Source organism: Streptomyces sp. NPDC002476 (assembly GCF_042889785.1).
Lineage (GTDB): Bacteria > Actinomycetota > Actinomycetes > Streptomycetales > Streptomycetaceae > Streptomyces.
In genome coordinates, this window is record NZ_JBIARH010000003.1 from 67,566 (window position 1) to 94,353 (window position 26,788).

General features: G+C 69.0%; 21 protein-coding genes. 11 read left to right on the forward strand and 10 right to left on the reverse strand.

Annotation, left to right across the window (positions count from 1 at the left end):
* Positions 1 to 207: 207 nt before the first annotated feature.
* Positions 208 to 1,509 (reverse strand): M18 family aminopeptidase, encoded by a 1,302-nt coding sequence (locus tag ACFYXM_RS04185; RefSeq protein ID WP_389286682.1) that lies wholly within the window; start codon positions 1,507 to 1,509, stop codon positions 208 to 210.
* 1,068 nt (positions 1,510 to 2,577) lie between these two features.
* The gene (locus tag ACFYXM_RS04190) at positions 2,578 to 4,278 is read right to left on the reverse strand and encodes a fumarate hydratase (RefSeq protein ID WP_389286684.1); all 1,701 of its coding nucleotides are present in this window, start codon (positions 4,276 to 4,278) and stop codon (positions 2,578 to 2,580) included.
* Positions 4,279 to 4,570: 292 nt separating this feature from the next.
* Here ACFYXM_RS04190 and ACFYXM_RS04195 point away from each other — a divergent pair, with 292 nt between their 5' ends.
* Together ACFYXM_RS04195 and ACFYXM_RS04200 are read left to right on the forward strand one after the other, a co-directional pair.
* Complete coding sequence (locus tag ACFYXM_RS04195; protein ID WP_389286686.1) at positions 4,571 to 5,251, forward strand: DUF1707 domain-containing protein; 681 nt, start codon at positions 4,571 to 4,573, stop codon at positions 5,249 to 5,251.
* Between the two features lie 378 nt (positions 5,252 to 5,629).
* Positions 5,630 to 6,013, forward strand: coding sequence for a WhiB family transcriptional regulator (locus tag ACFYXM_RS04200; protein ID WP_389286688.1), 384 nt, complete (start codon positions 5,630 to 5,632; stop codon positions 6,011 to 6,013).
* Positions 6,014 to 6,197: 184 nt separating this feature from the next.
* Here ACFYXM_RS04200 and glpX read toward each other — a convergent pair whose 3' ends face one another.
* Positions 6,198 to 7,229: a class II fructose-bisphosphatase gene (gene glpX, locus ACFYXM_RS04205; RefSeq protein WP_360111918.1), complete on the reverse strand. Its 1,032-nt coding sequence runs from the start codon at positions 7,227 to 7,229 to the stop codon at positions 6,198 to 6,200.
* A gap of 142 nt (positions 7,230 to 7,371) precedes the next feature.
* On the opposite strand from glpX, the gene ACFYXM_RS04210 reads away from it, so the two are divergent.
* Positions 7,372 to 7,890 (forward strand): DUF4245 domain-containing protein, encoded by a 519-nt coding sequence (locus ACFYXM_RS04210; RefSeq protein ID WP_389286690.1) that lies wholly within the window; start codon positions 7,372 to 7,374, stop codon positions 7,888 to 7,890.
* A 242-nt stretch (positions 7,891 to 8,132) separates the two neighbouring features.
* On the opposite strand, the gene ACFYXM_RS04215 is transcribed toward ACFYXM_RS04210, so the two are convergent.
* The 4 genes from ACFYXM_RS04215 to ACFYXM_RS04230 form a co-directional block, all read right to left on the reverse strand.
* Positions 8,133 to 8,723: a malonic semialdehyde reductase gene (locus ACFYXM_RS04215; protein WP_389286691.1), complete on the reverse strand. Its 591-nt coding sequence runs from the start codon at positions 8,721 to 8,723 to the stop codon at positions 8,133 to 8,135.
* A gap of 252 nt (positions 8,724 to 8,975) precedes the next feature.
* Positions 8,976 to 9,263, reverse strand: a complete 288-nt coding sequence (locus ACFYXM_RS04220; protein ID WP_389286693.1) for an exodeoxyribonuclease VII small subunit — start codon at positions 9,261 to 9,263, stop codon at positions 8,976 to 8,978.
* A 142-nt stretch (positions 9,264 to 9,405) separates the two neighbouring features.
* Positions 9,406 to 10,617 carry an exodeoxyribonuclease VII large subunit gene (gene xseA, locus ACFYXM_RS04225; protein ID WP_389286695.1) on the reverse strand — a complete coding sequence of 404 codons (1,212 nt, stop codon included), beginning with the start codon at positions 10,615 to 10,617 and terminating at the stop codon, positions 9,406 to 9,408.
* A gap of 164 nt (positions 10,618 to 10,781) precedes the next feature.
* The gene (locus ACFYXM_RS04230) at positions 10,782 to 12,185 is read right to left on the reverse strand and encodes an APC family permease (RefSeq protein WP_389286696.1); all 1,404 of its coding nucleotides are present in this window, start codon (positions 12,183 to 12,185) and stop codon (positions 10,782 to 10,784) included.
* Between the two features lie 90 nt (positions 12,186 to 12,275).
* Here ACFYXM_RS04230 and ACFYXM_RS04235 point away from each other — a divergent pair, with 90 nt between their 5' ends.
* Together ACFYXM_RS04235 and ppgK are read left to right on the forward strand one after the other, a co-directional pair.
* Positions 12,276 to 13,268: a 4-hydroxy-3-methylbut-2-enyl diphosphate reductase gene (locus ACFYXM_RS04235; RefSeq protein ID WP_389286697.1), complete on the forward strand. Its 993-nt coding sequence runs from the start codon at positions 12,276 to 12,278 to the stop codon at positions 13,266 to 13,268.
* A gap of 234 nt (positions 13,269 to 13,502) precedes the next feature.
* Complete coding sequence (ppgK, locus tag ACFYXM_RS04240; RefSeq protein ID WP_389286699.1) at positions 13,503 to 14,243, forward strand: polyphosphate--glucose phosphotransferase; 741 nt, start codon at positions 13,503 to 13,505, stop codon at positions 14,241 to 14,243.
* A gap of 345 nt (positions 14,244 to 14,588) precedes the next feature.
* On the opposite strand, the gene ACFYXM_RS04245 is transcribed toward ppgK, so the two are convergent.
* Positions 14,589 to 15,203, reverse strand: coding sequence for a DUF6542 domain-containing protein (locus tag ACFYXM_RS04245; RefSeq protein WP_389286701.1), 615 nt, complete (start codon positions 15,201 to 15,203; stop codon positions 14,589 to 14,591).
* A gap of 520 nt (positions 15,204 to 15,723) precedes the next feature.
* On the opposite strand from ACFYXM_RS04245, the gene ychF reads away from it, so the two are divergent.
* From ychF to ACFYXM_RS04270, 5 genes are all read left to right on the forward strand, one after another.
* A complete protein-coding gene (ychF, locus tag ACFYXM_RS04250; protein WP_389286703.1) occupies positions 15,724 to 16,812 on the forward strand; it encodes a redox-regulated ATPase YchF in 1,089 nt (362 codons plus the stop codon).
* A gap of 225 nt (positions 16,813 to 17,037) precedes the next feature.
* Complete coding sequence (locus ACFYXM_RS04255) at positions 17,038 to 18,531, forward strand: N-6 DNA methylase (protein ID WP_385697528.1); 1,494 nt, start codon at positions 17,038 to 17,040, stop codon at positions 18,529 to 18,531.
* The gene (locus tag ACFYXM_RS04260; RefSeq protein WP_389286705.1) at positions 18,528 to 20,036 is read left to right on the forward strand and encodes an N-6 DNA methylase; all 1,509 of its coding nucleotides are present in this window, start codon (positions 18,528 to 18,530) and stop codon (positions 20,034 to 20,036) included. The genes ACFYXM_RS04255 and ACFYXM_RS04260 overlap by 4 nt, the downstream gene beginning before the upstream one ends.
* Positions 20,033 to 21,229, forward strand: coding sequence for a restriction endonuclease subunit S (locus tag ACFYXM_RS04265; RefSeq protein WP_385697524.1), 1,197 nt, complete (start codon positions 20,033 to 20,035; stop codon positions 21,227 to 21,229). Before ACFYXM_RS04260 ends, ACFYXM_RS04265 begins: the two co-directional genes overlap by 4 nt.
* Positions 21,226 to 24,165, forward strand: coding sequence for a type I restriction endonuclease subunit R (locus tag ACFYXM_RS04270; protein WP_389286708.1), 2,940 nt, complete (start codon positions 21,226 to 21,228; stop codon positions 24,163 to 24,165). The genes ACFYXM_RS04265 and ACFYXM_RS04270 overlap by 4 nt, the downstream gene beginning before the upstream one ends.
* Positions 24,166 to 24,290: 125 nt before the next feature.
* Here the strand turns inward: ACFYXM_RS04270 and ACFYXM_RS04275 are convergent, their stop codons facing one another.
* Complete coding sequence (locus tag ACFYXM_RS04275) at positions 24,291 to 25,409, reverse strand: tyrosine-type recombinase/integrase (protein WP_389286709.1); 1,119 nt, start codon at positions 25,407 to 25,409, stop codon at positions 24,291 to 24,293.
* A 24-nt stretch (positions 25,410 to 25,433) separates the two neighbouring features.
* Positions 25,434 to 25,934 carry a helix-turn-helix transcriptional regulator gene (locus tag ACFYXM_RS04280; RefSeq protein ID WP_385697518.1) on the reverse strand — a complete coding sequence of 167 codons (501 nt, stop codon included), beginning with the start codon at positions 25,932 to 25,934 and terminating at the stop codon, positions 25,434 to 25,436.
* 121 nt (positions 25,935 to 26,055) lie between these two features.
* Here ACFYXM_RS04280 and ACFYXM_RS04285 point away from each other — a divergent pair, with 121 nt between their 5' ends.
* Entirely contained in the window at positions 26,056 to 26,250 is a 195-nt protein-coding gene (locus tag ACFYXM_RS04285; RefSeq protein WP_385697516.1) for a helix-turn-helix transcriptional regulator, read from the forward strand.
* Positions 26,251 to 26,788 lie beyond the last annotated feature (538 nt).

Sequence of the window (26,788 nt, forward strand, 5' to 3'; positions counted from 1 at the left end):
CCGGGGGGCCCCAACACCGGCTGCCGCCCCCCCCCCCCGCGCGGGCCCCCCGCGTGCCGCCCCCCCGGGGGGGCGGGCCCCGGGGGGGGGGGGGGGGGGGGGCCCCCCCCCCCCCACCCCTCCCGTGTGCCGACCGGGCGCCGCGGGCCCTTCGGGCCCGTGCCGGGCCCCTGCGCCGGCCGGGGCCTCACGGTCGACCGTCAGATGTCAGTCGGATGCCATGAACGCGCCCAGGACGGCGGCCAGATGACCGGGATCGGCGGCCCCGCACAGTTCGCGCGCCGAATGCATGGACAGCCCGGGCACCCCCACGTCGACCGTCGTGACGCCCAGCCGGGCCGCGGTGAGCGGGCCGATGGACGTGCCGCACGGCATCGCGTTGTTGGAGACGAACGGCTGCCACGGCGCGCCCGCCCGCTCGCACGCCGCCGCGAACACCGCCATGCCCGTGCTGTCGGTCGCGTACCGCTGGTTGACGTTGACCTTCACCGTCGGGCCGCCGTTGGGCAGCGGCTGGTGACCCGGATCGTGCCGTTCCGCGTAATTGGGGTGCACGGCGTGCGCCATGTCGGAGGACACGCAGAACGCGCCGGACAGGGCCCTGGCCCAGTCCTCCGGGCCGCCGCCGCGCGCGGTGACCGTACGGCCCAGCACCCGTTCCAGCAGTGGGCTCTGCGCGCCCGTCTCCGAACCGCTGCCGACCTCCTCGTGGTCGAACGCGGCCAGGACGGGGACGTACGCGGGCTCGTCGTGCGCGGTCGCCGCGGCCGCCAGCGCCGTCACACCGGCGTGCACGGACACCAGGTTGTCCAGCCGCGCCGACACCACGAACTCCCGGTCCGCGCCCAGGTATCCGGGCGGCTGGACATCGTGGAGCATCAGGTCCCAGCCGAGCACGTCCTCCCGGTCCGCCTCCACGGTCCGCGCGACCCGGCGCAGCAGCGCACCCTCCTCGGGCGCCCCGAGCGCCCACAGCGGGGCGAGATGGCGCTGCCGGTCGAGGACCAGCCCCTCGTTGACCGTGCGGTCCAGGTGGATGGCCAGCTGGGGCACCCGCAGCAGCGGTTCGTCGATCTGGACGAGCCGGGACTCGACCGTGCCGCCGGGCCCGCGCAGCGCCAGCCGCCCCGAGATGCCGAGATCGCGGTCGAGCCAGGTGTTCAGCGGGACGCCGCCGTACACCTCCACGGCGACCTGCCGCCAGCCCGCCGTCCCGGTGTCGGGAGTGGGCTTGACCCGCAGGTTGGGCGAGTCGGTGTGCGTGCCGACGATCCGGAAGGGGGTGTGGGCGGGGGCGCCCTCGGGGACGTACCACGCGATCAGGGCACCGCCGCGGGTGACGAAGCAGCCGCCGGTCGTGCCCGTCCAGTCGTCCGTGCCGTGCAGCTCTCGGAAGCCGGCCTTCTCCAGGCGTTGGGCGGCGCAGGCCACCGCGTGATACGGGGAGGGACTGGCCTTGATGAAGGACAGCAGGTCGTCGGCGTGGCTGCGGTGGGGAAGCGGCGTCATACGGCGTCCGCCTTTCCGGTGTTCGACGGTGAGGTGACAGTGCCCGGGCCGCGTCCGGCCGCTCGCTGCGGGCCGGGTGCGGTCCGGGGTGTGGGGGGTGGCGGCTGGGCTGCTGTTCTCCGGGACTTCTTCCGTTTCCGGGACTTCTTCCGGCTACGGATTCCCGGCGAGGGCTCCCGGTTCCCCGCTACCGCGGAGCGCCGAGCACGTCGGGGCCCTCGACAACCCACCGCAGGGGCCCGGTACCGCGCAAGTCCCCGGCACGGCCCGCTGCGTGAAAGCGGCGGTGCCGGACCGGCCGCCCGGGAGCCCCGGACCGGGGCGTGCGAGGGCGCGCGGCGCCCGTACGGAGGGGGTTCGAGGAGGGGCCCGCAGGTCGGTGGGGGTCGCGCGTACCGGACGCGCGCCCCTGCGCCGGGCCGGGTGACCGGTCCCGCGTGGACCGCCGCGAAATTGGCTGAAACTTGCCGTACATGATCGCTGGTCACGCCCACCCGCCATGGCCGGTTCGGGGGGCGGGGCGCGGGACGGCGTCCCGCCGTCGGGCCCTCGTCACATGGCCCGTGTTCCGGCCGCGACCGGGGCCCACGGGCCGGCCCCCGGAATCCTCCGGGCCCGCGGAGGGCCCTGCGCATGCCGAACGCGCACGCCGGAACGCGCGCCGCCGCGCACCCGGTCGTGGGGGCGTGCGCGCTCATGACCGGGGTACGCGGCGGCGGTGCTGCCGTACTTCCGTACCTTCGTGGCTCCGTGCCCGCACACGGGGACGGCCCCTGTCGCGCGGACGTGGCACTCGGGCTCGCAGTGTCGCGTTCGCGCTAACGACCTGGGGAACAATAGGGAGTGGATCAGTGAGCGGCGTCGTGCGGCTTCGAATCCAAGGCGGAGGCGGGAGGCGGATGGGGTCTCCGCTGCTCGAAAGCAGCTGAGAGCTCGGGGAAGGAGCGTCGGTGACCGACGACGACGCGGGAGGCGGAGTCGCACGGCGTCGGGAGCCCGCCCCCTATTGCTCCCCAGGTCGTAAGGGGCGTGCTCCTCCGCGTCCGGGCGCTTGTTCTTCCCGGGGCGTCAGGCGAGGCCGGGGCCCCGCACCGGGATGCTGGTGAACGTCGGCGCGGCGGCCGGCTCGGTGAAGAAGTCGTTGCCCTTGTCGTCGACGACGATGAACGCGGGGAAGTCCTCGACCTCGATCCGCCACACCGCCTCCATGCCGAGCTCCTCGTACTCGACGACCTCGACCTTCTTGATGCAGTCCTGGGCGAGGCGCGCCGCCGGGCCGCCGATCGAGCCGAGGTAGAAGCCGCCGTGCGCCTCGCAGGCGTCGGTGACCTGCTTGGAGCGGTTGCCCTTGGCGAGCATCACCTTGGAGCCGCCCGCCGCCTGGAACTGCGCGACGTAGCTGTCCATGCGGCCGGCCGTGGTCGGGCCGAAGGAGCCGGACGCGTACCCCTCGGGGGTCTTCGCCGGGCCCGCGTAGTAGACCGGGTGGTCCTTCAGGTACTGCGGCATCTCCTCGCCGGCGTCCAGCCGCTCCTTGATCTTGGCGTGCGCGATGTCGCGGGCCACGACCAGCGGACCGGTCAGCGAGAGCCGGGTCTTGACCGGGTACTTGGTCAGCTCGGCGAGGACCTCGTCCATCGGCCGGCTGAGGTCGATCTTCACACTGTGTCGTTCAGCGTCTTCGCCGCGGGTCCCGGACTCGTCGAGGTGCTCGTCCGTGGTGTCCGGCAGGAAGCGCGCCGGGTCCTTCTCCAGCTGCTCCAGGAAGACGCCCTCGGCGGTGATCTTCGCGACGGCCTGGCGGTCCGCCGAGCAGGACACGGCGATCGCGACCGGCAGCGACGCGCCGTGGCGGGGGAGGCGGACGACGCGTACGTCGTGGCAGAAGTACTTGCCGCCGAACTGGGCGCCGATGCCGATCTTCTGCGTCAGCTCGAAGACCTTCTCCTCCAGCTCCTCGTCCCGGAAGCCGTGGCCGGTGGGGGAGCCCTCGGTGGGCAGCTCGTCCAGGTAGTGCGCGGAGGCGTACTTCGCGGTCTTCAGCGCGAACTCGGCCGACGTGCCGCCGACGACGATCGCCAGGTGGTAGGGCGGGCAGGCGGCCGTGCCCAGTGAACGGATCTTCTCCTCCAGGAACTTCATCATGGAGGTCTCGTTCAGTACGGCCTTCGTCTCCTGGAACAGGAACGACTTGTTGGCCGAGCCGCCGCCCTTCGCCATGAAGAGGAACTTGTACGCGCCGCCGTCGGTGGCGTACAGCTCGATCTGCGCGGGCAGGTTGGAGCCGGTGTTCTTCTCCTCCCACATGGTGAGCGGAGCCATCTGCGAATACCGCAGGTTGAGCTTGGTGTAGGCGTCGAAGATGCCGCGCGACAGCGCCTCCTCGTCACCACCCTCGGTGAGCACGTTCTGCCCGCGCTTGCCCATGACGATCGCGGTGCCGGTGTCCTGGCACATCGGCAGTACGCCCGCGGCGGCGATGTTCGCGTTCTTCAGCAGGTCGAGCGCGACGAACTTGTCGTTCGACGACGCCTCGGGGTCGTCCACGATCCGCCGCAGCTGCGCGAGGTGGGCGGGGCGCAGGTAGTGCGAGATGTCGTGCATGGCCTCGGCGGCCAGGGTGCGCAGCGCCTCCGGGGAGACCTTGAGGAACGTACGGCCGTCGGCCTCGAAGGTGGAGACACCCTCGGAGGTCACCAGACGATAAGGCGTGGTGTCCTCTCCCAGGGGGAGCAGATCGGAGTACGCAAACTCTGGCATTACGGCCATTCCTCACTCGGCAGACGGTGGCTGGCCTCCCTCGGGCAGCGCATCCACCAGGGTAGAACCCCGTACGGACACCGAAGCTGTGAGGTAAGGCTCAGTCCGGGCACCCGTACGAGGGGGGTTCGCCCGGACGCCTGTCCGGGAGCGCTCGTGCGGGTGTGTCTGCCCGAGGGGTTGGCGCGGGCGCCCACGCGGTGTGGCCGGCCAGGGGTTTCATGGACGTGGGCATGGACGCGACACGGCGGGGCGGAGCAAGGGGTAGTCGCGATCTATCGCGTTTCGGTACGCTGGGGCGGTGGACCTCGAAAAGCACCCTCAGAAGCCTGTAGCCCCGGCCGAGCCGGCCGGTATCCGCGCCTCCGACGCGGACCGCGACCGGATCGCGGACATCCTGCGCGAGGCCATGGCCGAGGGCCGGCTCACCGCCCAGGAACACTCCGAGCGGGTCGACGCGGTCTATCGCGCCAAGACCGTGGGCGAACTCGAACCGCTGGTGCGGGATCTGCCCGCGCCCGGCGGCGCCCGCCCGACCGTCGCCCCCGGCGTCCACGGTCAGGAGGACGCAGCGGGTCCGGGCGGCCCGGCGGAGAGCCTCGTGGCGATCTTCAGCAGTTCCACCCGCAGGGGGCGCTGGCGGGTCGGCGGCCGTACGAACGCCTTCGCCTTCTTCGGCAGTGTGGAGATCGATCTGACGGAGGCGCTTTTCGGCCAGAGGCTCACGGTGATCAACGCGACCTCCGTCTTCGGCAGCGTCGACATCAGGGTTCCCGAGAACATCTCGCTGCGCGGTGCCGGCACCGGTGTCTTCGGCAGCTTCGAGGTCTCCACGCTGGAATCCGCCGACCCCGAGGCGCCTGTGGTCGTCGTCAACGGATATTCGGTGTTCGGCAGCGTCGACGCCAAGCCCAAGCGCGGGAAGTTCATCGAGGACCTCCAGGACCGGCTGCGCAAGCAGATGCGCAAACACCTGGGCTGAGGCGGTGGCGCGGGGCGTGCGGGAGGGATCCGTTCGGAATTCCCGAAACTCCCACCGGACCCCGGTGCGTCACCTCCGAACCGTCGTCGGCTGTATCCGAGCGGCTCGCGAGGCGTTCCCAAAGCGCCTCCGAGTCGATTCCGAGCCGCTTCGGAAGTACGCCGGAACCCACTTCGGAACGTCCTTCGCATCGCCCCGGCGTCGCCCCGGAACCGCCTTCGGGTCTTCTTCGGGTCTCCTTCGAAAATCAGCCAAATCCCTGACCAGAGGCACTTGTGAGGCCCGGAACCGAAAGCCACTCAGTGCATAGGCGCACGCACGGCGGGTAGGGACTGCTGCATCGTCTTCTCGCTCCGAAGCCGTCGTCAGGAGTAGACCGTGCTGCAACTGCCGCATCAGCCCCTGCAGGTCGCCGCCGTTCCTCCCCAGCGCATTCCCGCTCGGGAGGACCAGGCCGGCCCCTGGCACTCGGAGGCGGTGTGCCGCCGCGACGAGGCCGGGCTGTTCTTCGCTCCGTCGAAGGAGCCGACCGCCGCCAGAATCGCGCGGGAGGAGTCCGCGAAGCGGGTCTGCGCGCGCTGCCCGGTGATGGTCGAGTGCCAGGAGCACGCGCTCATACAGCCGGAGCCGTACGGCGTGTGGGGCGGTCTCACCGCCGCCGAGCGCCGCGTGGTGCTCGCCCGGCGCAGGCGGCGCGAGATGGAGCTGAAGGCGTCGGCGGCGACCACCGTGGCGCCGAACCGCGTCGCCGCGGCGGGCTGACGGGCACACGTCCGCGCAGCGCCGGCGAGCGGACGGCCGGGGAGCGAGCCCGTCCACGCGCGCGGGCACCCTCGTGCACGCGAAGAGGCGCCCCACCGCACAACAGGGGCGCCTCTTCGCGTACGTCCCCTGCGCTCGGGAACGGGCCCACGGGCCGGACCCACCGGGTCCGCGGGGAGGGGGGTTACTTCGCGCGGTCGAAGTCGATCGCGCTGTAGGCGCGGAGCTTCGAGAGCCGGTGCGTCGAGTCGATCTTCCGGATGGTGCCGGACTTGGACCGCATGACGATCGACTCGGTGGTCGCCGTCTCCGCGCGATACCGCACGCCGCGCATCAGCTCGCCGTCCGTGATGCCGGTCGCGACGAAGAACACGTTGTCGCCGCTGACCAGGTCGTCGGTGGACAGCACCCGGTCCAGGTCGTGCCCGGCGTCCAGCGCGCGCTGCCGCTCGGCCTCGTCCTTCGGCCAGAGCTTGCCCTGGATGACACCGCCGAGGCACTTTATGGCGCACGCCGAGATGATGCCCTCCGGCGTGCCGCCGATGCCCATCAGCAGGTCCACGCCGGTCCCCTCGCGGGCGGCCATGATCGAGCCCGCGACGTCGCCGTCGGAGATGAACTTGATGCGGGCGCCGGTCTCCCGGATCTCCTTGACGATGCCCTCGTGGCGCGGGCGGTCGAGGACGACGACGGTGACGTCCTCGGGGGAGGAGTTCTTCGCCTTCGCGACACGGCGGATGTTCACCGAGACGGGCGCGTTGATGTCGACGAAGTCGGCGGCCTCGGGGCCCGTGACGAGCTTGTCCATGTAGAAGACCGCGGACGGGTCGAACATGGCGCCGCGGTCGGCGGCGGCCAGCACGGCGATCGCGTTCGGCATGCCCTTGGCGTTGAGCGTCGTGCCGTCGATCGGGTCCACCGCGATGTCGACCTCGGGGCCCGTGCCGTCACCGACGCGCTCCCCGTTGAACAGCATGGGGGCTTCGTCCTTCTCGCCCTCGCCGATGACGACGACGCCGTTCATCGACACGGTGGAAACGAGGGTTCGCATGGCCTTCACGGCGGCCCCGTCGGCGCCGATCTTGTCTCCGCGGCCGACCCAGCGCCCCGCCGCCATGGCGGCGGCCTCGGTGACCCGGACCAGCTCCAGGGCGAGGTTGCGGTCGGGGGCCTCCGGGGAGACCTCGAGCTGGGACGGCAGATGATGCTCGGACATCGGAGCGCACCTTTCTGTACGGCGACGACCGGAAGAGGGTGCAATGACTCTATCGCCAGGTCGATAAAATGAGCAGACCGGGTCACTTTTGAGCGCTTGACCCGAGCGACGGGCTCGTCGTCTCTGATGCGACCATGGACCCGTGGCTAGCAAGCGAGGCAAGCAGACGGTGCGGGGGATGTTCCTGTCGATGGCGGTGGCCACCGGCACGGCAGGACTTGTTTACATCTTCGTTCCGCATGACGGGAACGCCAACCCGGTCAAGGCGATCGACTACCGGGTGGAACTGGTGACGGCGCGGCGCGCGGCGCCGTACCCGGTGGCCGCCCCGGACGGGCTCGCCAAGGGCTGGAAGCCGACCTCGGTCAGCTACGACCGCGAGAACGGCGACAGCTGGCACCTGGGCTTCCTCGACCCGGATGGCAAGTACGTCGCGGTGGAGCAGTCCACCTCCCTGGCGGAGAAGTACGTGACCGAGGTCAGCCAGAACGCCAGGAACACCGGGCGCACCCGGCAGGTCGCCGGTGAGGCGTGGCAGCACTGGAAGGGCGACAAGTACGACGCCCTCGTGCTCCGGGGCAAGGACGCGACCACGGTGGTGACGGGGTCCGCCCCGACGGAACGGCTGGCGGAGATGGCCGCCGCGCTCAAGGAATCCTGACCCGCTGGATCCCTGACCCGCTGGATCCCCTGACCTGGCAGTATTCCCGACCCGCCGGGATTTTCGGCGCGTCGCCCCCGGGGCGTCCCGGCGGGTCGGAGCGCTCGCGGTGCCCCGAGGTGCGCTCCGGGCCCGCGGGGCGCTCAGGTGGTCCCAGGGCGCGTTACGGCGCATGGAAGAAGCCCCGGGCCAGCGGCGGGCGGGCGCTGCTCCGGGGCCTTCTTCCTGTCCGTCTCGCGTGATCAGACGGTCGTGACGACCTCGTCGTAGGAGAGGCGCGGCAGACGCGGGAACCAGGCGTCCTCGCCCGGCTTGCCGATGTTGACGACCATCAGCACGTTGTGGTCGCCGTCCAGGAACTCCTTCTCGATGCCCGCGGCGTCGTAGCCGGTCATCGGGCCGGCGGCCAGACCGGCGGCGCGGACGCCCAGGATGAAGTACGCGGCCTGCAGCGAGCCGTTGAGCGTGGCGGACGACTCGCGGACCGGGCGCTCGGAGAAGAAGGCGTCCTTGGCCTGCGGGAAGTGCGGCAGCAGGGCCGGAAGCTCCTCGTGGAACTCGTTGTCCGTGGCCAGGATCGCGACCAGCGGGGCGGTGGAGGTCTTCGGCTGGTTGCCCTCGGCCATGTGCTTCACGAGGCGCGCGCGGGCGTCGTCGGAGCGGACCAGGACGACGCGCAGCGGCGACTGGTTGAACGCGGTGGGGCCGTACTTGACCAGGTCGTAGATCGCCTGGACCTGCTCATCGGTGACCGGCTCGTCGGTGAAGGTGTTGGCGGTACGGGCCTCACGGAAGAGGAGGTCCTGCGCAGCGGGGTCGAGAACGAGGGACATGGTGAGGTACTGCCTTCCGGATTGTGCGCGTGGTTCGTGCAACGCGGAACACCGTAAGGCAGAGGTGTATTAACTTTCAACTAAACTTGGAGGGGAGTGATCCGTTCCACAGGACGCGGGCAGCGTCCGTGGGACGGGGCAGTGCGTCAGGGCCGGGCAGGCATGTCGGTGCGGGGCATCCGGAAGTCCGCGGCGGCCCCGGACGTCCTCGGTCGGCCCCGGCCGTCCTCGGCCGTCGTCGGACACCGGAGTTCAGTCGTCGTCGCCCGCCGCGCCGCCACCGTCCCGCAAGGGCGTGTCGCCGGTCTGCTGAGGGCCGGTCGGTCCGGCCAGGGCCGCGTCCAGTCGCGCGCGGGCGCCCTCCAGCCAGTGCCGGCACACCTTCGCCAGCTCCTCGCCCCGCTCCCAGAGAGCGAGGGACTCCTCCAGCGTCGTACCGCCCGCCTCCAGGCGGCGTACGACCTCGATCAGCTCGTCACGGGCCTGCTCGTATCCGAGCGTGCCCGTGGCACCGGCCGTCGCGGCTCCGTCGTCCGTCATATGCCCCACCCTACGTTCCGGCCCGCCTCGGGCCCTCGACCTCGTCGTCCGTCATCGCCGCCGTCCGCGCACCGCGCCGAGGGCGTGCGGTGCGCTCCCGCCCGTCGTGGCGTGGTCCCTCGTGGCGCGGCACGGTCGGGGTTCACTCGGCCACCCGCACCGCGAACTCGCCTCCCGACACCCGCGCCCGGAGCACCTCACCCGCCGGTCCCGCATCCTCGGGGGTCCGCACCACGTGGCCGTCCGCACGCTGCAGCACCGCGTATCCGCGCTCCAGGGTCGCCGCGGGCGACAGCGCGACCACACGCGCCCGGGTGTGGGCGAGCTCCGAGTCCGCCCGGTCCAGCAGATGCCCCAGCACCCGTCGGCTCCGTCCGACCAGGGCGTCGATCTCCGACTCCCGTTCGTCCACCATCCGCTGCGGGTGCTCCATCGACGGTCTGGCCAGCGCGTACGCCAGCCCCCGCTCCTCCCGGTCCAGCAGCCCCCGGACCGACCGCAACGCCCGGTCCCGCAGCTGCCGCACCCGGTCCAGCTCCTCGCCCACATCGGGCACGATCTTCTTCGCCGCGTCCGTCGGCGTCGAGGCGCGCAGGTCCGCGACCAGGTCGAGCAGCGGGGAATCCGGCTCATGACCGATCGCGGACACCACCGGCGTACGGCACGCGGCGACCGTACGGATCAGCTGCTCGTCCGAGAACGGCAACAGGTCCTCCACGCTGCCGCCGCCCCGGGCCACGACGATCACGTCGACATCCGGGAGGTCGTCCAGCTCCTTCACGGCCTGGACCACCTGATTGACCGCGTGCACCCCCTGCACCGCCGTGTTCCGCACCTCGAACCGCACGGCGGGCCACCGGCGGCGGGCGTTCTCCAGCACATCGCGCTCGGCCGCCGAGGCCCGCCCGCAGACCAGCCCGATCAGCTGGGGCAGGAACGGCAGCGGCTTCTTCCGGTCGAGCGCGAAGATCCCCTCGGCGGCCAGCGACTTCCTCAGTTGTTCGAGCCTGACCAGCAGCTCACCGACGCCGACCGGCCGTATCTCCGTGGCCCGCAGCGACAGCTGCCCACGAGGCGCGTACCACTCGGGCTTCGCGAGGACGACGACCCGCGCCCCCTCCGTCACCACGTCGGCGATCCGGTCGAAGACCTGCCGGAAGCACGTCACGCCCACCGAGACGTCCCGCGAGGGGTCGCGCAGCGTCAGGAAGACCACACCGGCGCCGGGCCGCCGTGACAGCTGGGTGATCTGTCCTTCGACCCAGACCGCCCCGAGCCGGTCGATCCAGCCACCGATGAGCCGCGACACCTCGCCGACGGGCAACGGAGCTTCGGCGGACGTTTGGAGAGCCATGCGAGTGAGCGTATCCGCCGGCACCGACAATCGGCCGCCCGCGAACCGGCCACGCCGTCACCGTCCCCCACCTCGCTCCCGCCCGGCCCGGGTGCCGTACCGCGCGTCCGCCGGAACGCACAGCGTCGGGCGCACAGCCGTCGGGAGCGGGGCGTACGGCCCCATCACGCCGGCCGCCGCCCCCACTGCACCGCCAGCACCACCAGCCCCACTCCCAGCCAGCACACCCCCACCACCTGGGCGCTCGCGGTCGCCGCCGTGATCACCGCGACCAGCGCCCCCGCACCCACCACCGGCACCAGCACATGCCGCCACCAGCTCGGCGGCCCCGCCATCCGGTGCACGGCGAACCAGCCGACCACCGACGCGTGCAGCAGCACGAACGCCGTCAGCGCCCCGATGTCGACGACCGACACCAGAAGGTCGAGACCGTCGGGGCGCCGGGCCGCCCACACGGCGGCCACCAGCGTGACCGCCGCCGCCAGCAGGATCGCGAACCGCGGTACCCCCGACCGCGGATCGACCCTGGACAGCAGCGACGGCAGCCGCCGCTCCCTGGCCATCGCGAACACCAGACGTCCCGCGGCCGCCTGCCCCGCCAGCGCCGCGAAGGCCGCCCCGACCGCCTTGCTGACCGCCACCAGATCGTGCAGCCAGGTCCCGACCGACGCGTCCACCGTGTCGTAGAACGCCGACCCCTGCGCGGCCGGGTCGGTGGCCAGTTCCGCCGACGTCATCGGCTCCAGCAGCGCCGCCAGGTACCCCTGCGCCACGAACAGCGTGCCCGCGAGCACCAGACAGAACAGCACCGCCCGCGCCACCTTCGCCGAGCCGCCCGTCACCTCTTCGGCGAACGAGGCGATCGCGTCGAAGCCCAGGTACGACAGCACCGCGACCGACACCGCGCCCAGCACCGCCGGCAAGGCGAAACCGGAGTCGCCCGTGAACGGGGTCAGCCAGCCGCGCTGCGCCCCGCTCCGCAGGAGCACCGCCACCGCCGATACCAGGAACACCAGCAGCACCAAGATCTCCATCATCAGGACCGCGAACCCGACCCGGGCGGCGGCCCGTACGCCCCGCAGATTGAGCAGCGTGGTCACGACGACGGCGAGCGCCGTCCACACCCATCGCGACACCGACGGCACGAGCGCGTTCAGCGCGATCCCGGAGAAGAGGTAGGCGACGGCCGGGATCAGGAGGTAGTCGAGCATCGCCATCCACCCCGCGACGAACCCCGCCCCCTCCCCGAGCCCCTTGCGCGCATAGGCGAAGACCGAACCCGCCAGCGGGGCCACGCGCACCATCTGGGCGTAGCTGAAGGCCGTGAACGCCATCACGACCGTCGCCGCGACGTAGACCAGCGCGACCGCGCCGCCCGATTTCGCGTCGAGCGTCCCGAACACCCCGACGGGCGCCATCGGCGCGATGAAGAGGAGTCCGTAGACCACCAGATCCTGGAATCCGAGCGTCCGTCGCAGTCGGCCCGGCTCCTGGTGCGAGCCCCTCACCTCCGTGCCCACGCCACCGCTGCCCCCGCCGTCGCCGCTGCCGCCTCCGGTCCCCGACATGAGCCCTCCGTCGATCGCGCACGCACCAGATCGCGTACGCATCAGTCTGGCGACCCCGTCGATCTTCCGCCCGTCCGGCGCGGCCTTACGATGGGGCCCATGACTGCTCCCACACCCCGCCGCGTCCTGCTCGCCGCTCCCCGTGGCTACTGCGCGGGCGTGGACCGTGCCGTGATCGCCGTGGAGAAGGCCCTGGAGCAGTACGGCTCCCCGGTCTACGTACGCCACGAGATCGTCCACAACAAGTACGTCGTACAGACCCTGGAGAAGAAGGGCGCGATCTTCGTCGAGGAGACGGCGGAGGTCCCCGAGGGCTCGATCGTGATGTTCTCCGCGCACGGCGTCGCGCCGACCGTGCACCAGGAGGCGGCCGAGAGGAAGCTCGCCACGATCGACGCGACCTGCCCCCTGGTCACCAAGGTCCACAAGGAGGCCGTCCGCTTCGCGCAGCAGGACTTCGACATCCTCCTGATCGGCCACGAGGGCCACGAGGAGGTCATCGGCACCTCCGGCGAGGCCCCCGACCACATCACGCTGGTCGACGGCCCCGAGGACGTCGCGAACGTCGAGGTGCGCGACCCGTCGAAGGTCGTGTGGCTCTCCCAGACCACGCTCTCCGTCGACGAGACGATGGAGACGGTCGGCGCGCTCAAGGAGAAGTTCCCGCTCCTGGTCTCGCCGCCCAGCGACGACATCTGCTACGCCACGCAGAACCGGCAGACCGCGGTGAAGCAGATGGGCGCGGACGCCGACCTCGTGATCGTCGTCGGCTCCAAGAACTCCTCGAACTCGGTCCGGCTGGTCGAGGTCGCACTCGGCGCCGGTGCCGGCGACGCCCACCTGGTCGACTTCGCCGACGAGATCGACGAGGCGTGGCTGGAGGGCGTCTCCACGGTCGGCCTCACCTCGGGCGCGTCCGTTCCCGAGGTACTGGTCGACGGTGTCCTGGAGTGGCTGTCGCGGCGCGGCTTCGAGGACGTGGAGATCGTGAAGGCGGCCGAGGAGTCCATCACGTTCTCGCTGCCGAAGGAACTCCGCCGCGACCTGCGGGCCGAGGCCGCCGAGCTGGTCGAGGGTAAGTAGCTCCGACGAAGCCGGCGGAGTCTCCGAAGCGGCGGAGTCTCCGAAGCGGCGGAGTCTCCGATGCGGTCGGACCCGCCGAAGCGCTGGAGCCACCGATGAGGGTGGGGGCGCAGAAGCGCTCGGAACCGCCGGAGCCGCCACAGCCACGCCTGCGGACGCGGGGCGGCTGCGGCGGCTCCGGCGGTTCCGAGCTCCGGGAAGTGGGCCGGGCCGCCTGCCCGTACCGTGGATTCCATGGAGATCTTCGGCGTGGACATCGGCGGATCCGGAATCAAGGGCGCTCCCGTTGATCTGGAGCGCGGAGACCTGGCGCAGGAGCGCTACAAAGTACTCACACCGCACCCGGCCACGCCCAAGGACGTGGCCGACCACGTGGCCGAGGTGGTCGGGCACTTCGACTGGTCGGGGCCGGTGGGCATCACGTTCCCCGGCGTCGTCACCGACGGGTGCACCCGCTCTGCGGCCAACGTCGACAAGAGCTGGATCGACGCGGAGGCCCGTCGGATCCTGGGCGACCGGCTCGGCCTGCCCGTCACCCTCCTGAACGACGCCGACGCCGCGGGCATCGCGGAGATGACGTTCGGCGCGGGGCGGGGCCGCAGGGGAACCGTGATCATGCTGACGTTCGGTACGGGGATCGGCAGCGCCCTGTTCACCGACGGCAGGCTCGTCCCCAACACGGAGCTGGGCCACCTGGAGCTGGAGGGCCGCGACGCGGAGACGCACGCCTCCACCAAGGCCAAGGAGGACGAGGGCCTCGGCTGGCACCACTGGGCGCGCAGGGTGCAGAAGTACCTGATGCACGTGGAAATGCTGTTCTCGCCCGAGCTCTTCATCATCGGCGGCGGGATCAGCCGCAAGGCCGACAAGTTCCTGCCGCTGATCGAACACGTCCGGGCCGAGATGGTGCCGGCGGAGCTGCAGAACAATGCGGGCATCGTGGGCGCGGCGATGGCGGCGTCGGACAGGGCGTAGACCGGACAGGGCGCGGACCGGACAGGGCGTGGACCGGACAGGGCGTGGACCGGACAGGGCGTGGACCGGACAGGGCGTGGAGGCGCGGAAGCCGGAGGGGCCGCGGGGGGCGAGGGGCCGGGCGCAGGGTGCCCGCCCGCCGGGCGGCCGTGTACGAGCCGTGAGCCATACGCAAGCGCGCCCGCAGGAACGCACCCGTGCGTGCGTACGCCCCGGCAAGAAGGAGCACACGCCGACCTCCGAACGCGCCCCCGGGACCGGCGCGGGAGTTCTGCCCCCGGCCTCGGGGCCCGAGGGCCCGGCCTCGGCAACGGCCTGAGGTTCTCCGCACCACCACGGTCGTGGTCAGCGCCGGGGACGGCGCGTCTCCCTCCGGTCGCGGGGCGCCCGCGCGGCGGACATCTCCCGGCGCTGCCGTTGCCGCAGGCGCATCATCCGTACCTTCCGCACGGTCGCGATGAGTCCGGCGACGAGCGTGCCACCGTACAGCCAGCCCGCGTGCACGGCGAGGGCGGTGACGAGCGCCATGGTCTGACCGGCGAAACCTCCGTCACCGCCGGAGATCGGGATGATCCCGACGGCGAACGCGATCGGCACGATGATCGGGGCGGTCACCAGGTCCGCGGGCCGCACCCACAGCGCGGTCAGCGCGCTGACCGGCAGGAACAGCACGCCGTACACGGTCGCCGAACCGTCGAACAGCAGCGAGTCGAGGCATGCCAGCACGAACATGACGGCGGCGGCGAAGAGACCCGCGCCGATGCCGGTCAGCCGGGGATTGGGCAGCCTGCGCAGCGCGAGAACGACGGGCGGCACCGGCCGGGACCGGCCACCCGGCTTCGCGTCCACCACCCGGTAGACGGTGGCGGCTTCGTCGATGGTGCCCTGCGGGGACACCGGGGCCTGCTGGGACTGGCCGCGCTGCGGGCGCTGCGGGGGACGTGTTCTGGGCTGCTCCACCGTGACAACGTAGGTCGCCGGACGGCAGGAAGCGGGTGCGGGACACGCCCTTTGGGTGACGTCGGGGTGAGTTCGATGCCACACGGCCGAACGGGAACCGAACGCTCCTGACCGAACCGGGCCCCTTCCGGGCCCGAACGGCCGACTTCCCGCCGGATTCCACGGCCCTCGGAACGCGGCGCCGCGACTACGGGAGGTTCGCGGGCCGTTCCCGCCCGAGCCTGCCGTCCGTGCCTGCGCGAGCCTGCCGTCCGTGCCTGCGCGAGCCTGCCGTCCGTGCCTGCGCGAGCCCGCCGTCCGTGCCTGCGCGGCGCCTGGGCCGCCCGGCCGTCCGTACCCGCCGAGACGCCGACCCGTGACCGACGGGCCCCGGAGACCGGGCTGTGCCCGCCGGAGGTTCGGACCGTGCCTCCCGGAGCCCGGTTGCCGGACCGGCCGCTCGCCCCCGCCCGTAAACTGGAGAATCGGCCCACCCGGGCCGAGGCCACCCCGCCCTCCCATCCTTCAGGAAGTCGCCAACGTGTCGCTCACGATCGGAATCGTCGGTCTGCCGAATGTCGGCAAGTCGACCCTGTTCAACGCCCTGACCAAGAACGACGTGCTGGCGGCCAACTACCCGTTCGCCACGATCGAGCCCAATGTCGGAGTCGTCGGCGTCCCCGACGCGCGTCTGAACAAGCTGGCGGAGATCTTCGGCTCCCAGCGGCTGCTGCCCGCGACGGTCGACTTCGTCGACATCGCCGGCATCGTCCGCGGTGCCTCGGAGGGCGAGGGCCTGGGCAACAAGTTCCTCGCGAACATCCGTGAGTCGGACGCGATCTGCCAGGTCATCCGCGCCTTCAAGGACGAGAACGTCGTCCACGTCGACGGCAAGGTCTCGCCGAAGGACGACATCGAGACGATCAACACCGAGCTGATCCTCGCCGACCTCCAGTCCATCGAGAAGGCCGTCCCGCGCCTCACGAAGGAGTCCCGCCTCCAGAAGGACAAGGTCGCGGTCCTCGCCGCGGTCGAGGAGGCCCAGAAGATCCTGGAGTCCGGCCAGACCCTGTTCGCCGAGGGCATCACGGCGGGCACCGAGAAGGGCAGGCTCCTCCACGAGCTGCACCTGCTCACGACCAAGCCCTTCCTCTACGTCTTCAACGTCGACGAGGACGAGCTCGTCGACGAGGACTTCAAGAACGAGCAGCGCGCCCTGGTCGCCCCTGCCGAGGCGATCTTCCTGAACGCCAAGATCGAGTCCGAGCTGATCGAGCTCGACGACGACGAGGCCCTGGAACTCCTCCAGTCCATGGGCCAGGACGAGCCCGGCCTCGCCACCCTCGGCCGCGTGGGCTTCGACACCCTGGGCCTCCAGACCTACCTGACGGCGGGCCCCAAGGAAGCCAGGGCCTGGACGATCAAGAAGGGCGCCACCGCGCCCGAGGCGGCCGGTGTGATCCACACCGACTTCCAGAAGGGCTTCATCAAGGCGGAAATCGTCTCCTTCGAGGACCTGGTCGAAACCGGCTCGGTCGCCGAGGCCCGCGCCAAGGGCAAGGCCCGCATGGAGGGCAAGGACTACGTGATGCAGGACGGCGACGTGGTGGAGTTTCGCTTCAACGTGTGACACGTCCGGCGAAAGGCCGTCTGACCTGCGGTGGAGCGGGTTGGGCGGCCTTTGCGGTCCGCGCAGAGTCCGCAGGGGTTGACGCGTATTCAATACAGCCCTCGCGGATCCCGTTACGCTCCAACACGTGCTCGCCGGGACGGCGAGCCGACCAGGCAGAGTATGGAAACGAGTAGTGATCGAGTGGGGTCGAGTGCGGTCGGCACGGGGGAGCAGGAGCTTCCGATGCCGTTGACACTGGGGGAGCTGGAGTCGTATCTGGCGAAGGCGGCTGATCTGCTTCGGGGCAGCATCGATCAGGCGGACTTCAAGGCGTACATCTTCCCGTTGATGTTCTTCAAACGGATCAGCGATGTGTACGACGAGGAGTACGCCCGCGCGCTGGACGAGTCCGGTGGAGACCACACGTATGCGGCGTTCGAGGAGAACCATCGGTTCACCATTCCCGAGGGATGCCACTGGGTAGACGTGCGCGAGCGCACCGAGAACGTCGGTGAGGCCCTCAAGGCCGCCTTCCGCGGGATCGAACAGGCCAATCAGGGCACGCTGTACGGCATCTTCGGCGGTGCGACCTGGACCAACAAGGACAAGCTCCCGGATAGCAAGCTGATTGACCTGATCGAGCACTTCTCGATCAAGAACCTTTCGATCTCGCAGGCCGCCCCCGACGTACTGGGGCAGGCGTACGAGTACCTGATCAAGAGGTTCGCCGACCAGTCCAACAAGAAGGCCGGCGAGTACTACACCCCGCGCGAGGTGGTCGCGCTACTGGTCAACATCCTCGATCCCCAGGAGGGCGAGACGGTCTACGACCCGGCCTGTGGCACCGGTGGCATGCTGATCGAGGTCATCCAGCACATCAAGGCTCGCGGCGGTGACCCGAAGACCGTGCTCGGCAAGCTGTATGGCCAGGAGAAGGTGCTCACCACCTCCGCGATCGCCCGGATGAACCTGCTGCTGCACGGCATGGAGGACTTCCACATCGAGCGCGACGACACGTTGCGCGACCCGGCCTACTTCGATCACGGCCGGCTGGCCGGGTTCGACTGCGTGGTCGCCAATCCGCCGTTCTCGTTGAAGAACTGGGGCCATGAGAGGTGGGCCTCTGACCCATGGGGTCGTAATGAGCTGGGTGGGGTGCCGCCGAAGGGGTACGCAGACTGGGCCTGGGTCCAGCACATGCTCACCTCCGCCGCACCCACCGGAGGAAGGGCCGCGGTCGTACTCCCGCAGGGCGCCCTGTTCCGCCAGGGCGCCGAGGGCCGCATCCGCGAGCACGTCGTCAAGACAGGGTTCGTTGAGGCCGTCATCGGCCTGGCGCCCAAACTGTTCTATGGCACCGACCTGGCCGCCTGCGTGCTGATCTTGCGTCGCCAGCGGCCCGCCGAGCAGCAGGACCAGGTGCTCTTCGTCAACGGAGAGTTGCTCTGCAAGCGCGGCCGCAACCAGAACACCCTCGAACCGAACCACGCCGAGACCCTCCTGAAGGCCTATCACGAGTACGCCGACCAACTCGGTCTGGCCGCGGTCGCGACCCTGGAAGACGTAAAGGCCAACGGCTGGAACCTGCATATCCCGTTGTACGTTGAGCCCGCCGACACCAGCGAGCAGATCACCCTGGAGCAGGCCTTGGCCGACCTGAAGACCGCCCACGCGAAGGCCCGCGAGACCCGCGCAACGCTGGAGGCCGAGCTGGCGAAGTGGGGGCTGGGCGCATGACCACGACAAGCCCGAAGCGGATTACCCAGCGGGAACTGGAGTCCCACCTGTGGGGTGCCGCAGTGCTGCTGCGGGGGCTGATCGACGCTGGCGACTACAAGCAGTACATCTTCCCGCTGGTCTTCCTCAAGCGCCTCTCCGACGTCTACGACGAGGAGCACGCTGCCGCCTTGAAGGAGTATGGCAACGAGGAGTTCGCCGACCTCCCGGAGAATCACCGCTTCGCCATCCCCGACGGCGCCCACTGGTCCGACCTGCGCAAGGTCACCAGCAACGTCGGCGTCGCACTCAAGGCCGCGATGCGGGCCATCGAGTCCGCTAACCCCGACACGCTGACCGGCGTTTTCGGCGACGGCGAGTGGACTAACAAGGACCTGCTCCCCGACGCGACCCTCTCGGATCTGATCGAGCACTTCTCGACCAAGACGCTATCGGTGGCGAACCTGCCCGAGGACGAGCTTGGGCAGGGCTATGAGTACCTGATCAAGAAGTTCGCCGACGACTCCGGCCACACTGCCCAGGAGTTCTATACCAACCGCACCCTGGTGCACCTGATGACCATGATGCTGGAACCTCAGCCGGGGGAGTCGGTCTACGACCCCACCTGCGGCACCGGTGGCATGCTCATCTCCACCGTCGCCGAGCTCAAGCGCCAGGGCAAGGAGTGGCGCAACCTGCGCCTGTACGGCCAGGAGCTCAACTACGGCACCTCGGCGATCGCGAAGATGAACCTCTTCCTCCATGGCATCGCCGACGGCCACATCGCACACGGCGACACCCTCGCCAAGCCGGCCTTCCTCGACACCCACGGCCAGCTGCAGCCCTTCGACGTCGTCCTGGCCAACCCGCCCTACTCCATCAAGGCCTGGAACCGGTCTGCTTTCACCAAAGACCCCTACGGCCGCGCCATTTGGGGCGTACCGCCTCAGAATGCTGCGGACTACGCCTTCATCCAGCACATCGAGGCGAGCCTAGATCCCGAGACCGGCCGTGCCGCGATCTTGCTGCCTCACGGGGTCTTGAACCGGATCGGAGAGGCGACAGTTCGCAACGCAATGATTGACGCGGACGCTGTCGAGGCGGTGATCGGCCTAGCCCACGGGCTCTTCTACAACTCGGGCATGGAAGCGATCGTCTTGGTCCTCCGCAAGCAGAAGCCGACTGACCGCAGGCACAAGGTGATCTTCATCGACGCGAAGAAGGAGTTCTACCGAGCAGGTGTCCAGTCGTTCCTCTCCGCGACGCATCAGCAGAGGATCCTGCGCGCGTTTCGCGACTTCGCCGACGTGCCGGGCTTCGCCCGAGTCGCCACACTCGACGAGATCCGTTCCAATGACGGCAACATGGCCATCCCGCAGTACGTCAGGCCTGTCGCGCCAGATCGCGACTCGACACCTACTGACTCGGTCGCAGCGGCGCTCGTAGAATGGCGTGAGGCTGCGGCAACGGCGAATGATGCGGTCACGGAAATTGCTGGTTTGCTGCGCGCGGAGGTTTCCCGGTGAGTCTCAACCTCGACAAGACCACCTGGAAACGAGTCCGACTAGGTGACGTGATCCGTCGATCGCGCACCCAGGTTGACCCGGCGAACGGTGAGGTCGATCGCTACGTTGGCGGCGGGCACATCGACAGCGGCAGCCTCACGGTCGAGCGCTTTGGAGACGTCGACGACGGCCAGATAGGCTCAACGTTTACTTACCTCTTTCAGCCTGGCCAGATTCTCTTCGTCTCAGCCCGTCCCTATCTTCGCAAGTCTGGCGTTGCGAACTTCTCGGGTGTCGTCGCCGACAAGACCTACGTTCTCGACGCCGTCCTCGAGAACGGCCTGCTGCAGGAGTTCTTGCCATTCATTCTCGCCTCCGACCACTTCATCGCCTTCGCGACCTCCGAGGCGACCGGTTCGATGAATCCTCGCCTGCTCTGGGGGCAGATGCAGCGCTACGAGTTCGACCTTCCGCCCCTCGATGAACAGCAGCGCCTCGCAGCCCTTCTCTGGGCGTTGGAAAGCCACAGAGTCGAATTGGACGGCCAGATCTCGGTAATCGAGGACGCGCTGCAGAGTTTCCTCGCCGACTCGTTCCACCAGGCAGCCCCTGGCCCGCAAGCAAAGATCGCCGACCTCTGTACCGATGTCATCGGTGGGATTTGGGGCTCGCCAGAGGGCGAGGGTGAGGTTGACGTACTGGCGCTCGGCCCACGCGTGTATGCAGATGGCGCGACTCAACTGTCAACGGATGGGTCTCCTGTCCGTTCTGTGAGCAGACGGCAGGCCGAAATGCGCCTTGTTCGTGACGGGGACATCATCCTTGAGCGATCTGGAGGCTCGCCCTCACAGCCAGTCGGGCGCGTCGTGATCGCGCACGGAGAGCTGGCTCCCTGCATCCCCACTGACTTTCAGCGGCTGCTTCGGCCGAACCGGGAATTTGTGGAGCCACGTTTCCTGTTCTGGCGTCTTCGACATGACTGGGCGGTTGGTGTGACTCGGAATTACGCAAAGAAGACGACCAACATCACGAATCTGTCAGTTAAGGACTACATCGTGCGTAGCATCGCGGTGCCTTCCATTGCAGCTCAGACGCACATGCTCGGTCGTGTGACCTCTTTCGAAGACACACTCACAAGCGTGGCGCAGGAAAAGTCAAAACTCGACGTGCTCCGCAGAAGCCTCCACGATGAGGTCTTCGGGGATGCCAGGTGACCTTCAACGAGGCGAACACCGTCCGCGACTTCGTCCGGGACCTTGTGTCCTCAATCGACATGTGCTTCGTACCGGGAAGTCATCTGCCGCGGCGTAACGATGAGGTGTTGCTGGAGCAGCAGGTGCGGGAGGCGTTAATCCGCCTCAACCCGACCATCGAGGCGGACCCGCGTCTGGCCGACGAGGTGATCTACCGGCTGCGTGCGATCCTGGTCTCCGCACGCCACACGCCGAATCCGGTGGTGGCGAACGAGGAGTTCACGGCATGGCTCACAGGGCAGAAAACGATGCCGTTCGGGCCCGAAGGCGAGCATGTGGCCGTCAAACTGATCGACTTCGACCACCCCGGCGAGCACGGTGCGAACAACTGGATCGTCTCCACCGAGGTGACCTACGGGGTCGGTCGGCTCGGGCGGCGCTTCGACCTGGTGGTCTGGTGCAACGGCTTCCCGTTGGTCGTGGGGGAGGCGAAGTCGCCGGTGCGGCCGGCGTACTCCTGGATAGACGCGGCCGCGCAGGTCAAGGAAGACTACGAGGTCAACGTGCCGGCGTTCTTCGTGCCGAATGTGCTCAACTTCGCCACCGAGGGCAAGGACTTCCGCTACGGGTCGGTCGGGATGCCGGTGGAGCTGTGGGGGCCGTGGCGGGCAGATGAGTCCGGTGACGACCACACGCCGGTGAAGGTAGACCTGGCGGCAGTCAAGGAGGCGGTCGAGGGCGTCCTGGATCCGGATGCGATTTTGGACTTCCTGCGGTTCTTCACACTGTTCGCAACCGACAAGAAGCACCGCAAGATCAAGGTGATCGCGCGGTTCCAGCAGTTCCAGGCATCCAACCTGATCGTGGAAAGAGTGCTGCATGGGCGGATCAAGCAGGGGTTGATCTGGCACTTCCAGGGGTCGGGGAAGTCGCTGCTGATGGTGTTCACCGCGCAGAAACTGCGTGCGATGGCGGGGCTGACCTCGCCGACCGTGATCATCGTGGTCGACCGGATCGACCTGGACACTCAGATCACCGCGACGTTCAACGCTTCCGACGTACCGAACCTGGTCTCGACGGAGTCCCGCAAGGAACTGCAGGAGCTCCTGGCTGCGGGGGCGCGGAAGATCATCATCACCACGATTCACAAATTCGGCGAAGCTCCCGGTGTGCTGGATGCGCGCGACAAGATCATCGTGATGGTCGACGAGGCCCACCGCTCTCAGGAAGGCGACTACGGCCGCAAGATGCGCGAGGCGCTGCCCAACGCGTTCCTGTTCGGGTTGACCGGGACGCCGATCAACAAGCGCGACCGCAACACGTTCATGTGGTTCGGCGCCGAGGCCGATAAGCACGGCTATCTCTCGCGCTACTCCTTCTCTGACTCCATCCGTGACGGTGCCACTCTGCCGCTGCACTTCGAGCCACGCCTTTCCGAAATCCACCTGGACGAGGAGGCGATCAAAGCGGCCTTCGACGAGCTCGCCGACCGCCACGGGCTCACCGAGGAGGACCGCAGCATTTTGTCGAAGAAGGCCGCCTCCCTGGAGGCGTTGATCAAGGCCCCTGGCCGGGTCCGCAAGATCGCCGCCGACATTGCCGAGCACTTCACCACGAAGGTCGAGCCGCGGGGCTTCAAGGCGCAGGTCGTGGTCTACGACAAGGCCACCTGCGTGGCGTACAAGAAAGAGCTTGACGGCCTGCTTGGCCCGGATGTGTCCACGATCGTGATGTCCGCCGGTCGCGGTGACAAGCTGGCGTGGAAACAGTGGACCCCGGGCCGGGAGGAGCTGGAGCGGATCACCGCCCGCTTCAATGACCCGGCCGACCCGCTGAAGATCATCATTGTGACCGCGAAGCTGCTCACCGGCTTCGACGCCCCGATCCTCTACGCCCAGTACATCGACAAGCCCCTACGCGAGCACACCCTGCTCCAGGCGATTTGCCGCACCAACCGGGTCTACCCGCCCGCGAAGACCCACGGCCTGATAGTGGACTACCTCGGCATCTTCGATGACGTCGCCAAGGCCTTCGAGTTCGACGACAAGTCCGTCCAGCAGGTCATCTCCAACATCGCTGTCCTCCGCGAGCAGCTCGGCCCTGCGATCGAGGCTGCTCTGGCATTCTTCCCGGGCGTCGACCGCACCGTCGGCGGCTATGAGGGTCTGATCCAGGCACAGACCGCGATCGGCTCCGACGAGTCCCGCGACGCCTTCGGAGCCGCGTACAGCGTCGTCGCCCAACTGTGGGAGACCCTCTCTCCGGACCTGGTCCTGTCCGAGTACGAGTCGGACTACCGCTGGCTGACCGACGTCTACCAGTCCGTGCAGCCCACCGATGTCACCGGCCGGCTGGTCTGGCACACGCTGGGCGCCAAAACCCTCGAGCTCATAAACGAGCATGTCACCGTCGAGGTCCCCCGCACCGACCTGGAGACCATTGTCCTCGACGCTCAGGTCATCGAGGACCTGATGACCGGCAAGCGTAAGGACATCGACCCCGTCGAGGTCGAGAAGTGGATCACCGCCCGCATCGCCAAGCACGTCGGCAACCCGGCCTTCATCGAGCTCGGCCAGCGGTTGAATGCTCTGCGGGAGAAGTACGCCCACTCCCAGCAGGCATCTCTGGAGTTCCTCAAGGAGCTCTTCGCATTGGCGCGAGACACGGTCGCAGCGGAGAAGGCCGCCGCCGAGGTGCCCCGCGAGGAGCGTGGCAAGGCCGCCTTGACCGACCTCTTCGAGTCACTCAAGAGTGAAGAGACCCCGATCATCGCCGAGAAGATCGTCGACGAGGTCGACTCCGTCGTCCGTACCGTCCGCTTTGACGGCTGGCAGGGCACCAATGAAGGCGATCGCCTCGTCCAGCAGGCGCTCCGCAAGGCGCTCTACATCAAGTTCAAGATCCGTGACCAGGATGTCTTCGGGAAGGCGCTGGGATACATCCGGGAGTACTACTAGAGTCGCCGAAGTCCTGGGAGCCTCAAGCTCCGCTGCGGGGAATCTGCAGCGGAGCAGGTTCGGTCGGCCCTCACGGTCCGTACCGAGTTGGCAGCGTGCTGACTTCGGTCAGCTGGTGGTAGCCGCTATGCCGCTCCAGTGGCAAGCGTCTTGCTGTCCGCAGAGCAGTCCGCGTACGCCTTGTCGATGGCGGCCCGGGTCCGCTCCTCGGAGTCGGGCCACAGGTGGGTGTAGATGTTCAGCGTCATGGCCGCATTGGTATGGCCGAGGCGCTCGGAGACGGTCTTCACCGACTCGCCGTGCTTGATCAGCAGACTGGCGTAGTGGTGCCGGAGGGAGTGGGGTCCGGTGCCCTTCGGTATGCCGGCCTTCGTGCAGGCGGGCCGCCAGGATCCGTCCATGAAGTGCGTGTAGACCACGGGTCCGCCTTGCGGCGCCGTGAAGATCCAGCCCTCGGGCCCATCGGCGGGGAAGTCCCGCAGGTGGGCCTTCATCGCATCCACCGCCATGCGGGGGAGCGGGACCGTGCGGTGCGAACGAGCGGTCTTGGGCGGGCAGACGTACACGCCGTGCTTGGCGGTCTGCTGGATCTGCTGCTCGACCGAGACGGTCGCGTGCAGCAGGTCCACGTGCCGGAGCTGGAGGCCGAACAGCTCGCCGGGGCGGAGCCCGGTGGCGGCGCCGAGCAGCACGAGGCCCTTGTAGCGGGCGGGTATCTCCTCGGACAGCGTCCGCACCTGCTCGACGGCCAGGGGCACGATCTTCTTCCGGGGTACCGAAGGCAGTTTCGCCTCGGCGCACGGGTTGTGGGGGATCATCCGGTCACGGACAGCCGCCCGGAAGACGGCGTTGACCGTGTTGAAGACCGTCCGTGAGGTGCTGGCGGCCAGCCCGTGCGTGGTGGTCAGGCTAGTGATCCAGCTCTGTACGTCGCCGGGCTTGATGGCGCCGAGTGCCCGTTTCTCCCAGGCCGGGTAGACGTAGCAGCGCAGGTGTTGGGCCACCGCCTTGGCCGTGGAAGGCCGGTGCGGCTGGATGGCACGCCATTCCTCCGCGTACTCCTTGAAGGGCTTCTTCGCCGATCGAGGGTCGACGTACTGACCGGTGACCAGGCTGGCCGTGACCTCGTCGATCCACCGCTGGGCGTCGACTTTACGGTCGAAGTGGCGCGCGTGCTCCTTGCCGTCGAGGTCGCGGTAGCGAGCACGCCATTTGCTGTTGGGGCGCTTCTGGATGTTGGCCAAGTGGCCTCTCCTTCGTGTCGGTTGTCAGTAGTGGCCGCCGTCCTCGATGTCGCCGCTGAGAGTGCGAGCGTCCCGCTCGTCGCCCATGAGGCGGAGGCACTGCTCGTGGATGGCCCGCGAGCTGTCGGGATGGGCCTTGATGTGGTCGGCGATGGCGACCACGGCGCGATGAAGCCGGTCTCGTGCGTCGCGGGTCTCGTAGAACGCTTCGACGGCTTCTTGGACGAGGCGCCGGCTGTCGATGTCGAGCCCCTCCAGGGGCGGTGACATGAGCTCTTCGAGGGGGAGTTCGAAGACGCGGGTGAAGGCGAGAGCCTCGTCGAGGTTGATGCGCCGGCGGGGGGTGCCGTTCTCGATGCGCCAGACCGCTGTCTGGTTCATCTTGACGCCGGCTCTGGTCACCCGCTCCGCCAGCTCGGTCGTGCTCCACCCTCTGACCTCACGCTCCAGCGCCACGCGCGCGGCCACATTTCCCTCGCTGTAGAGCAGCGGCACCTCGCCGCCCTCGGGCCTGTCGCCTGCCATCGAACCTCCGTCGTCACCGTCGCTATCCCAATTGAAACATGGGCTTCCCGATTTGGTTAACCGCCGATCCCGGGGTACAACTCTATGCAGATCGAATCGCCACCTAGTCGAATGGGAATGCATGCGATACCTGACCACCGCCGAGGTCGCCGAGCGCTACCGCACAGCCGAGAGCACCGTCCGCTACTGGCGCCACATCCAGAAGGGGCCGCGCGGCATCAAGGTCGGCAAGCGGGTCCTGTACCCCGAGGCCGAGCTGCTGCGCTACGAGCACACCCTGATCGACGGCCAGGAGGAATGGGGCCTGGCCTCATGAGCCACCGACAGGCCCAGACACAGCAACGGCCCCCGGCGCGCCAACGCCGAGGGCCGGAGATTCCCCTGCATGTCGCCCATCCCTGAACGAACGAACCGGTGAGGGGCGGGACCTTGCCCGTCCCGTCCCCCACCTGAGAGGAACGTCTATGGAGGACTCTACGTCCCCCGCCACCTCGAACACATCCGAGGTTGTCTGGCCCACCCCTGCGGTCCCCGGCCAGGGCATCCCCTGGCGCAACGGGGACCGAGGCGGGGACCGAACGGAGTCACGGTCCTCTGCTTTGACGGGTGTTCCGGTCGGGGACCGAAATTCCCCCAACGCGGAACATGCGCAGGCCAGCGCCCTGGGGACCGGTCCCGCCGAACCGGACGCCGGGGACCGGACAGAGACTTCCGGTCCGCCGGTCCCCGAACCCGGTCCCCGAATCCCGGACGAGCGCAACGCGCCCCAAGCACACGCTGAGGACCACGGTCCCCATGTATCTGCGGGGACCGTGGTCCCCGATGGTGGATCGGGGACTGGGGACCGCACTGGC